Here is a 7,907-nt window from a genome sequence, read left to right on the forward strand (position 1 = left end):
ATCGGCGTCGCCGGCGCCGGCCAGGAGATTTCCACCCGGCCGTTCCAGCTGGTCACCGGCCGCCAATGGATGGGCACGGCCTTCGGCGGCGCCCGCGGCCGCACCGACGTGCCGAAGATCGTCGACTGGTACATGGAGGGGAAGATCGAGATCGACCCGATGATCACCCACACCATGCCGCTCGACGAGATCAACAAGGGCTTCGAGCTGATGCATTCGGGCAAGAGCATCCGGAGCGTGGTGATCTATTGAGCGTATCTGCGGGTCGCTGGGACCAACCGAAGCGCCACAGCACCCGAGAGGATTGGGCTTCGGCACAACAGGGAGGACACGCAATGGACAGTTCTATTCGAATTCATCCGGCGGTGGATGGCGGCATCAGGGCGGCCAGCCCGAATTTTACCGGAGGCACGCTTGTCTGCGACTGCACGGACAGGCCGGTCAAGGTGCGGATCGAGGGACAGATCGCCCACAACCACGCCTGCGGCTGCACTAAATGCTGGAAGCCTGGCGGCGCTTATTTCTCCATTGTCGCGGTTGTTCCGCATGACAAGGTGACGGTGCTCGAAAATGGCGACAAGCTGCAGGTGGTCGATCCCTCGGCGCTGATCCAGCGGCACGCCTGCCGCGAGTGCGGCGTTCATATGTATGGGCCGGTGGAGCGCGAGCATGCCTTCCAGGGGCTGGACTTCATTCATCCCGAGCGCTTCCAGGAGGCGGGCTGGGCCCCGCCCGGCTTTGCGGCCTTCGTGTCCTCCATCATCGAAGCGGGTGTCGACCCCAGTCGCATGGATGGCATTCGGGGCCGCCTGCGAGAGCTTGGACTGGAGCCCTATGATTGCCTGTCGCCAGCCCTGATGGACTATGTGGCCACCTGGGTCGCGAAAAAATCGGGCGCACTTTCCAGCTGATCGGCACAGGCCGAGTCGAGGCCGCCTTACAGCGCGCTGAGCAAAGCGCGCTGTAAGCGCGTTTGCACGGGCTTCGAGTCGCGCATGATAAGCCCGCAAAATCCGTGAGAATTTAAGCACGCGTTGAATTTAAAGGCAGTCGGCTATCCACAAGGAACTCTTCGCGCAGAGCTTTGTTTGGCCCCCAGAGGATAACGGACGCAGTGCGTCCCCAACAGCGAGGCGAAGAGAGCAAAATGTCGATACGTCTTGTAGCGGCTACCGCCGTCCCCCTTCTTCTGGCTGCGCCGGCATTCGCGGACTGCCGCCAGGAACTCGAGAAGCTCGACCAGGCTATCGTTTCCGCCGAAACGGGCGGTTCCGGCGGGGCGGTTACGCAGCACCAGGAAGAGGTTACCGCCGGCGAACAGAAGAAGGGCGTCGGAACGGAAATAACCGGATCGACCGGTACCCAGACCGAAGCGATATCGCCCCATCAGGAGCAGGTAACCGGAACCCGTACCGGTGAAAGCGCCGACAAGCCAAGTACCTTGGCGGCCGAGGCCCGCAAGATGGCGGACGCCGGCGACGAGGCGGGCTGTATGAAGAAGCTGACGGAAATCAAAGGCCTGATCGGCGAAAAGTGAAGGCTCGCAGGCAATGGCACGCTGACGGTTTTCCGGCCAGTGCTACTGCATGTCTCCATAAGTCGACCTCGATTTAAGGAGAAAGACACTAAGGAACCGCTCCCAACGGCGTTTTCCGAAGGGCATAGCGCGTCACCTCGGTCCCATTCCGCGTGCCTCCTTTGGAAGGAGCCTTCCAGCGCGCCTTGTTCTTGGTCATCTCCATACCGCCTCCCGAAACCGGGGCATATTGTGGGCGACGCGCATTAGACCGCCGTATAGGGAACCCCCTCCTCGTTGATATCCGATCCGTACTCCCGATCAATAGTTCGGTCGGGAGCCCTGCTGCTATGCTCAGCTACATACTCCCGCGGAGAGCCGTTTCCGCCGGGCGCCATGATCAAAAAGCGGCGCTGGGGAGCGCCAGAGGCGCTGCAACGGCGGCTCAAATTGAGGTGTGGAATATGAGCAAGCCAGCAGCGGTCCTCCTTGCCGTCGCGACAGCCGTTCCGGCAGCTGCGCATGATGCGACGCCGACGGCGGCGCAGCCGAACGGATGGACCTATCCGTTCTCATGCTGCAGCGGAATGGACTGCCGCGAAATCCGGGATCAGGCGGTTCTCGAAGGGCCGCGAGGGTATGTCATCAAGCTAACGGGCGAGCTCATCATGCCGCGGGACACTCGCATCAAGAACAGCCCGGACGGGCAGTTTCACCACTGCACCGTGGCCGGCGAGCCCACGGGGCGCACCATCTGCCTCTTCGTTCCTCCGCGTTCCTTCTAGGGATTGTAACCATGACACAGGAACCCAACAGCATCGAAATCGATCTGCTCCCATTGCAGCTGTTCTCCCAGCGCGTATCGGAAGGATGGACCGCCCTGCCGGGCCATCCGCTCTACATGCCGCCCGACTATGCGCCACGGCCGAATCCGCACTCGGAAGCGCATTTGATGACATTTTGCGTTACGCCGCGGGAGCCGGCCGCGCATCAGGGGGGCCGAGCTCTGCGCGCCCCGACATCCGCCTTCACACTTTACGTCACCGGAACCCGCTTCGGCCTTTCCTGGTACTCGCTGGAGCTTGTTCGCCTGGTTGAGGAAGAACTCAGCCCTCCTGTGCAGACCTTGACCATACATTAGGGTCAAGGCGCCCATCGGGCCTTACGCCATCTTTTACCTGGCCGCGACCGGCTCAAAGCTGACGATCGCGGCGCCCTTCTCCCACCACTTCAGAAGAGATTGATCCGCTCATGTGGTCCCCGCGGCCATCCGGGTGCTCGTTCCCGCACGACTTCCGGGCGCCGGGCTATGACCCGCAGATCGATGCCGACAAAAAAAGCCCCTCCGGGACGGGGAGGGGCACAAAGCGGGCCGATCTGAAAGCAAATGGCCCGACGGGAAGAAGTAGCCCTGAGGGTAACAGCAAGGGTCCGCGACGGCTATTGGCCAGGAGGAAAGATCGGGCACCGGCGCGGAGGGGATGACCTATACGTGAGGCCATCATGTCTTATACGAACTTATGAGCCTTGCGGATTTCCGGGCGCGAGCTTCAGCTTGTCCGCCATGCGGGCGAGCTCCGGCAAGGACTTCGCCCGCATCTTCTGCATCACCTGGCTGCGATGGACCTTCACCGTGATCTCGCTGACGCCCAGATCGCCGGCGATCTGCTTGTTGAGCCGTCCCGCCACCACCAAAGCCATCACCTCGCGCTCCCGGGGCGTCAGGCTCTCGTAACTTGCATGCAAGGTGGACAAGGCCTTTTCATTCTCAAGCCAGGCACGGTCGCGGGCGAGGCCGAGATGAACGGCGTCGAGAAGATCCTGATCGCGGAACGGCTTCGTCAGGAACTCGATTGCCCCTCCCTTCATCGCCTGCACGGACATTGGAATGTCGCCATGCCCGGTAATGAAGACGATCGGGAGCTGAATGTCTCGCCGCGACAGCTCCCGCTGACATTCAAGTCCGCTTTGCCCTGGCAGGCGGACATCGAGCACGAGGCAGCTCGGCCCGGCTGGTCGACCTGAATTGAGGAGGTCGCTCACCGAGGCGAGGAGTTGCACTTCAAACCCGACGGACCGCAGCAGGCTGCCGAGCGCCTCGCGAATTGCCGGATCGTCATCGATGACGATGACGGTTGCAGGCGCCTCGGTCATGTCGTCGCTCCCCAACAGGGAGCCCGCTCTTGTTGAAGCGATCTGTCGGCGCCCGCCGCTGCGGCCTCGCGCGGAGGCGAAGCGGCAGAGCGCGGGTGACGCGATGTCAACACTCCCCTCTCCTCAGCCATTTCCGAAACGAACTCGTCTCGTAGCTCAGCATGCGCCCGAATTATCTCGGTCACAAGGTCATTTACATGGCGACGGGGCTGGTGGGGCGTCGCGTTCGGGCCGCTGCCGAGCGGCATCGTCGGCACCCGCGAGCCGGAAAATTCACGCTCGTCGCGCGGACCCTTCCGATGAAGCTATACCATTGTATAGGGTGCTCTGCCTTTGTCGCCCCCGCTTGCTGCTGTAAGTTACGACCTGCTCCGTAACGCTCGATTTCAGCAAGACGCCATCGCGTATTTGGAGGCGGCAGTGCCAACCAAGAAGCCTCTCATTGCGATCGTCGATGACGACCAGTCGATGCGCGAGGCGACCACGGGCCTCATGAGATCGCTGGGGTTCGACGCGGAGGCCTTTTCATCCGCCAACGATTTCCTTGCCTTCCCCCGTCTTCGCGACACGGACTGCCTGGTTACGGACATCCACATGCCAGGCATGAGCGGGCTCGAGCTGCACCGCCGGCTCGTCGACTTGGGCGTGAGCATGCCGACCGTCCTGATCACTGCCTATCCGAACGAGAATCTGCGGGCGCGCGGGCTGAGCCCGGACATTGTCGGCTATCTGGAAAAGCCGTTTGGCGAGCAGGAACTGCTGACCTGCATCCGCTCAGGCCTGGAGCGGCATCCCAGGTGATTGAAGTCCGAACCGCTGCCGCTACAGCGATCCTTCTACGTCCCCGCAGCAGAAACGCTGTCGTCCGGATACGTGGGCAGGCAGAATTGAAAAACGGCTCCCCAGGGTTCCTTAGCTTCGGCCCATAGCCGGCCCCCATGCGCCTCGATGATCGAACGGCAGATTGCCAGTCCCATGCCAAGACCCTCGGCCTTCGTCGTAAAAAACGCCTCGAACACGCGCTCTGTATCCTTCGGTTCCAGTCCGACGCCGGTGTCCTGCACCGCCACCAACGCCATCCCGGATGCTTCGGATTTGGAGGTGATGAGCAACTCTCGTGGCCGGTCCGCGACTTTCTTCATAGACTCGATGCCGTTCATCACCAGGTTCAGAATTACCTGCTGCAGTTGGACCCGGTCGCCTGCGACAGGCGGCAGGTCCTCAGCCAGTTCGGTTCGCAGCGTCACGCGGTGGCCGCGGACCTCGCCGTGAACGAGTGCTATCGAATCTTCGATGAGACCGTTCAGATCCACCTGTGCCGTGACCGTCGCCGTCTTCTTCAGGAGGCCCCGCACCCGGCCGATCACCTCGCCGGCGCGGTGGCCGTCCCGCACGATGCGCCCGAGCGTCTGCCGCGCTTCCTCGAGGTTGGGGGGCTGGCTTGCAAGCCAGCGCAGGGCGGCGTTGGCATTGGTGACCACGGCGGCCAGCGGCTGGTTGACCTCGTGAGCGATCGAGGATGTCAGGGCGCCCATCGTCGTTACGCGGGTGACATGGGCAAGCTCCGCCTGCGCCTGCTGCAGCGCTTCCTCGGCTCGCTTTCGGTCTTCGATGTCGACGAGGAAACCGTACCATTTGACAATGTTTCCGTGCTCGTCCCTGAGCGGCACGGCACTTTCGAACCACCAGCGATACTCGCCGTCCGAGGCTCGGCGGATCCGCACCTCGGCCTCGAAGGGTCGCCCCGTTACCAGGGACGCACGCCATCTGGACATGTAGTGCTCGAGGTCGTCCGGGTGGAACCGGGCTTCGGGCTCCCAGTCTGCCGGCGGAACCCCGTCGAGAGACAAGCCGGTGAACTCCTGCCACCGCCGATTGATGAAATCGATGCGGCCATCGGGCAAGGCGGTCCACACCATTGCCGGAACTGTCTCAATCACCTCGCGAAGTTCCTCTTCGCTGCGCCGGGCGGCCTCTTCGGCGCGCTTGCGCTCGGTAACGTCTTCGCAGACGATCAGGATGACGGGCCGCTTCCTGATCACCATCGATCGGGCCGTCTCGCGAACCCAGAGCATCGAGCCGTCCTTGCGGATCTTACGCAGCTCCCAGCTCATCGCCTGGCCGAGATGTTCGAGGCAGGCGGCCGCATGCCGCATCACGGCGTCCCGGTCCGCCTCGTAAAAGACGTCCTGCACGGGACGGCCGATCAATTCGTCGACCGTGTAACCGAGCTGCTCCGCCCCAAAGGGGTTCACGGACACAATTGTGCCGGTCGCGTCCACCATGAAATACATCGTCGGATTGTTCTCGAATACGGCTCTCCACTGTTCCTCGCTGTCGCGCAGCGCCTCTTCCGCCCGCTTGCGTTCCGTGATGTCCTGGATCGTGCCGAACATGCTGAGCGCCCGGCCCGACATGTCCCTGGTCAGATCGCCTTGGCTGTGAACGATACGCTGCTCGCCGGTGGGCCGGATGATGCGGTACTCCAGGTCGTAACGCGACTCGCCGCGCACGGCTTCGGTGGCGGCCTTGCTCCAGCTCGACCGGTCCTCCGGATGTATCCGATCGACCGCTTCGGCGAGACTGACCGCGCCAGCGCGCGGCGCCAGCCCGAAGATGCGGTAGGTCTCCTCGGACCAGGTGAGACAATCCGTGCCGAGATCGCGTTCCCAATAGCCGACATGGGCAACGCGCTGCGCTTCTGCGAAATTGGCCTCACTTCGACGCAGCCCCTCCAGCGTCTCCTTGAGACGGGAGGTCATGAGGGTGAAGGCTTCGGTAAGCAGCCCGACTTCATCGTTTCGGCGAACCTTGGGAACGTCTCGCCATTCCCCGCTTGCTATCGCATGCGCCGCCTGCGTCAGCGCCGTCAGCGGCCGCAAGGTGCGTCCGACCACCGCAAGTCCGAGAACCACGAAGCTGGCGATGATGGCGGCGCCGACGCCGATGGAGAGAATGGCCGCGCGGAACACAGGCGTCAGGAAATCCGAAGCCGGCACGGCCGAGACGATCGTCCAGTTCAGCGCAGCGGGTTCGACCCCGTCGACCGCCGCATAGATCGTGCCGTGCTCAGGATCGCTGAAGGAAAACACGCTCGGCTCAGCCGAAGACGACCCGGCGACGGCTGGATATCGGCCAAGGTAGCCGGCGGTCGCGTGGATAATGGGATCGGTGGCCGCGGATGCCTGCAGACGCACATGCCCGCCATCAGCACCGATGGTGACGGGCGACACGCCTCCCGAAGCTCCTATCAAATGTCCGCTGGCGTCAACGATGAAGGCACGGCCATTGTCGCCGACATCGAGCGTCTGTAGGGACCTGGAAAGTTGCGTGAGGATGAGGTCGATCCCGCCCACCCCAACGAAGTTGCCGTCCTTGTCGACGACCGGAGTGGAAAGGGACGTCCCCAGAATCGGCTCGACCAGACCGAGATAGGGCTCCGTCCAATATCGCGCGCCCGTTTTCTTTGCCTCAACGTACCAGGTCCTTCCGCGTGCATCGAACGGGGCTTCCGACTTGCGCAAACGGCCGATCTTGCCGCCTTCCAATGCTTCGAACTCGCGCACGACGCCGGCACGAAAATCATCGGTCATCAGAAACACGACGCTCGAATCCGCCAGTCGTCCGACAGAAACGAGCCCGCCGGCCTCGTTGCCGAAAAACATCCAGTCGACATCGGGCTCCTCGGCCAACAAAGCATAAAGCTCCCGTGCGACCGCCTCGCGATCACGGAGCGCGACGTCGCGGCGGAGAAGATCATTGGCGAGGCGCGATACCGCCTTCTCGGCGGCGCGAACCCGATGGCCGACGTCGCGATTGACGGCTTGAGTCACCTCCCGGATCAGGCGCTCCGACATGATCGAGACGATAAAATTCCCCGTCCAAATCCATAAGCCGGCCAACACGAGACATAGAACGAGAACGACGCCTGCGACGGGGAGGATTAAGCGGTGCCGTAACATGATCCCCGAGTTCCCCCGGATTAATATTCTCCGTTGCTTATATTGCGCCCGTGGATGCGCTCCGGCAATGCACAGCCCCTCGATCCGGACAAGGGAGGCGGAGGACAGGTTCGGCGGGGCTTGTGCCGGCTTCAGCGGGGGTTGCGCGGGGAGGCGAACGCAAAAAGGCCCGCGCTTGGCGGGCCGTTTTGAGGACTGTTTGGTTGCGGGGGCAGGATTTGAACCTGCGGCCTTCAGGTTATGAGCCTGACGAGCTACCGGGCTGCTCCACCCCG

At 62.8% G+C, this 7,907-nt stretch carries 7 protein-coding genes and 1 pseudogene; 6 read left to right on the forward strand and 2 right to left on the reverse strand.

The genetic code is table 11. From position 1 onward, the window contains the following. The 5 genes and pseudogenes from CO664_RS29795 to CO664_RS29815 form a co-directional block, all read left to right on the forward strand. A pseudogene (locus tag CO664_RS29795) lies at nt 1-252 on the forward strand (S-(hydroxymethyl)glutathione dehydrogenase); the annotation flags it as partial. An 83-nt stretch (nt 253-335) separates the two neighbouring features. Then, entirely contained in the window at nt 336-911 is a 576-nt protein-coding gene (gfa, locus tag CO664_RS29800; RefSeq protein WP_097528109.1) for an S-(hydroxymethyl)glutathione synthase, read from the forward strand. A 236-nt stretch (nt 912-1,147) separates the two neighbouring features. After that, nucleotides 1,148-1,537, forward strand: coding sequence for a hypothetical protein (locus CO664_RS29805; protein ID WP_037427502.1), 390 nt, complete (start codon nt 1,148-1,150; stop codon nt 1,535-1,537). A gap of 443 nt (nt 1,538-1,980) precedes the next feature. Then, entirely contained in the window at nt 1,981-2,301 is a 321-nt protein-coding gene (locus tag CO664_RS29810; protein WP_083854376.1) for a hypothetical protein, read from the forward strand. Nucleotides 2,302-2,312: 11 nt separating this feature from the next. Continuing rightward, nucleotides 2,313-2,657: a hypothetical protein gene (locus CO664_RS29815; protein WP_037427505.1), complete on the forward strand. Its 345-nt coding sequence runs from the start codon at nt 2,313-2,315 to the stop codon at nt 2,655-2,657. A gap of 377 nt (nt 2,658-3,034) precedes the next feature. On the opposite strand, the gene CO664_RS29820 is transcribed toward CO664_RS29815, so the two are convergent. After that, entirely contained in the window at nt 3,035-3,670 is a 636-nt protein-coding gene (locus CO664_RS29820) for a response regulator transcription factor (protein WP_037427507.1), read from the reverse strand. 420 nt (nt 3,671-4,090) lie between these two features. On the opposite strand from CO664_RS29820, the gene CO664_RS29825 reads away from it, so the two are divergent. After that, complete coding sequence (locus CO664_RS29825; RefSeq protein WP_097540714.1) at nt 4,091-4,471, forward strand: response regulator; 381 nt, start codon at nt 4,091-4,093, stop codon at nt 4,469-4,471. Nucleotides 4,472-4,506: 35 nt separating this feature from the next. Here the strand turns inward: CO664_RS29825 and CO664_RS29830 are convergent, their stop codons facing one another. Continuing rightward, nucleotides 4,507-7,632 (reverse strand): PAS domain S-box protein, encoded by a 3,126-nt coding sequence (locus tag CO664_RS29830; RefSeq protein WP_097540715.1) that lies wholly within the window; start codon nt 7,630-7,632, stop codon nt 4,507-4,509. Between the last annotated feature and the right edge of the window lie 275 nt (nt 7,633-7,907).

The sequence above is a fragment of the Sinorhizobium sp. NG07B genome (genome assembly GCF_002532005.1).
GTDB lineage: Bacteria > Pseudomonadota > Alphaproteobacteria > Rhizobiales > Rhizobiaceae > Sinorhizobium > Sinorhizobium fredii_C.

Excerpts from the sequence above, each read along its gene's own strand:
- CO664_RS29805 (WP_037427502.1), top strand. The coding sequence starts at position 1,148 with ATGTCGATACGTCTTGTAGCGGCTACCGCCGTCCCCCTTCTTCTGGCT.
- CO664_RS29820 (WP_037427507.1), bottom strand. The coding sequence starts at position 3,670 with ATGACCGAGGCGCCTGCAACCGTCATCGTCATCGATGACGATCCGGCA.
- CO664_RS29830 (WP_097540715.1), bottom strand. The coding sequence starts at position 7,632 with ATGTTACGGCACCGCTTAATCCTCCCCGTCGCAGGCGTCGTTCTCGTT.
- gfa (WP_097528109.1), top strand. The coding sequence starts at position 336 with ATGGACAGTTCTATTCGAATTCATCCGGCGGTGGATGGCGGCATCAGG.
- CO664_RS29815 (WP_037427505.1), top strand. The coding sequence starts at position 2,313 with ATGACACAGGAACCCAACAGCATCGAAATCGATCTGCTCCCATTGCAG.
- CO664_RS29810 (WP_083854376.1), top strand. The coding sequence starts at position 1,981 with ATGAGCAAGCCAGCAGCGGTCCTCCTTGCCGTCGCGACAGCCGTTCCG.